The sequence below is a fragment of the Paraburkholderia atlantica genome (assembly GCF_009362785.1).
Lineage (GTDB): Bacteria > Pseudomonadota > Gammaproteobacteria > Burkholderiales > Burkholderiaceae > Paraburkholderia > Paraburkholderia atlantica.
Map to the genome: position 1 here is coordinate 1 of NZ_WHNQ01000168.1, position 1678 is coordinate 1678.

Here is a 1678-nt window from a genome sequence, read left to right on the forward strand (position 1 = left end):
CAGTGCGATGCTCGAGCAGTGGTGTACCAACGTGATGCGCTCCAAGGTTGAACCGATGAAGGAGGTCGCCCGCATGATACGCAAGCATTTCGACGGCATCGTCGCATGGACCCAGACGCGCCAGACCAACGGCTTTCTGGAAGCACTCAACGGCCTGTTTCAAGCCGCCAAGCGACGCGCTCGTGGCTACGCAAACCTCGAAACTATGCGCACCGTGCTGTTCCTGATCGCCGGCAAGCTCAACTTCGCGTCGATCAATCCGCACGCTGCATAACCCATTCAAATTTCAAAAGAGCCAGAAAAGGCTGGTCAACCACCCATTCAGGCGGCGTTTGGTGAGCTTCCCCTGAAATTTCGCCTTCCCGCAGGTCGTGTATAAACTCGACCGAAAGGAGGGAAAGAAGAAATGTTTTAAGGTACCGCACCAGGTGTACACGGCGGAGTTCAAGGAAGCTGCCGTGCAACGAGTCAAGGACGGGCAAGGCGTGAGCGCCGTGGTCCGCGAACTAGGCATGTCGATGCAGACGCTGCGCAACTGGCTCACAGCGTCGGAAGCCGGTAAGCTGAACGGCCCCGGCGCGAAAGTCGTCACGGCGGAACTGAACCGCCCCGGGATTTCCGGAGCTCCACTTCTTGAGAAAATGGAGCTATGGAAAACACGAAGAAGAAGTGCCCAAGGTACTCGCCTGAAGTTCGTGAGCGGGCTGTGCGAATGGTTCTGGAACATCAAGGCGATCACGACTCGCAATGGAAAGTCATCGCGTCGATCGCGGCGAAGTTTGGCTGCTCGGGCGAGACACTGCGCAGCTGGGTGCGCAAGGAAGAGCGGAATCGGGGTTTGCGCCCGGGCACAAGCACGCAGGAGCAGGATCGGCTCAAGGAGCTGGAGAGGGAGAACCGTGAGCTGCGCCAGGTTAATGAAATCCTGCGCAAGGCGTCGGCGTATTTCGCACAGGCGGAGCTCGACCGCCGACCGAAGTGATGATCACGTTCATCGATGATCAACGGCACGTCTACGGGGTCGAGCCGATCTGCAGGGTACTGCCAATCGCGCCGTCGACGTACTACACACATGTGGGCCGCCGCGCCCATCCTGAGCTGGTGCCGGCGCGGGCCCAGCGCGACAGGATGCTCAAGGATGAGATCCGGCGCGTATGGGAAGAAAACTTCCAGGTCTATGGCGTAGACAAGGTCTGGACGCAATTGAAGCGCGAAGGCATTGTCGTGGCGCGCTGCACGGTCGAGCGATTGATGAAGCAGATGGGCCTGCGCGGTGTGGTGCGGGGCAAGACGGTCCGCACCACAGTGAGCGATGGTTCGACGCCGTGCCCGAAGGATCTCGTGAACCGGCAATTCACGGCCGAGCGGCCCAATGCGCTATGGGTGTCAGATTTTACCTATGGTACGCCCAGCCAGCGTAGCCCGCCCGTATGGGGGTGAAGCTGCTTGAGCATGTTTGGAATGCAGTACCCGGAGGAGTTGACGTTGTAGTACCGGGGCATGCCCTTTCTCTGCTGCGAGAGGAAGTGAGCCGAAGCGGCGGTGACTTGCCGACACTGGCAAGGTGACGTAGTCCGTGGGAAACGGGGCTTGCGGCGAAGCGGTTACGCCAAGATGAGCCTCCAGGCTGAGCATGGGACGGTTGAGGAACACGAACCTGTTAAACCGCATCTGAGGG

General features: G+C 59.6%; 1 protein-coding gene, 2 pseudogenes and 1 other annotated feature. All 3 genes and pseudogenes read left to right on the plus strand.

Translation table 11 applies throughout. The features are described 5' to 3' along the window. On the plus strand, positions 1-274 hold a 274-nt coding region (locus GCT19_RS41890), incomplete at its 5' end, for a transposase (protein WP_193727467.1). Positions 275-371: 97 nt separating this feature from the next. Then, a pseudogene (locus GCT19_RS41895) lies at positions 372-599 on the plus strand (transposase); the annotation flags it as partial. Positions 600-649: 50 nt separating this feature from the next. Then, positions 650-1401 (plus strand): annotated as a pseudogene (locus GCT19_RS44290) (IS3 family transposase); the annotation flags it as partial. Further along, positions 940-1056 (plus strand) — a sequence feature (AL1L pseudoknot). (Overlaps the previous pseudogene by 117 nt.) Positions 1402-1678: the final 277 nt, after the last annotated feature.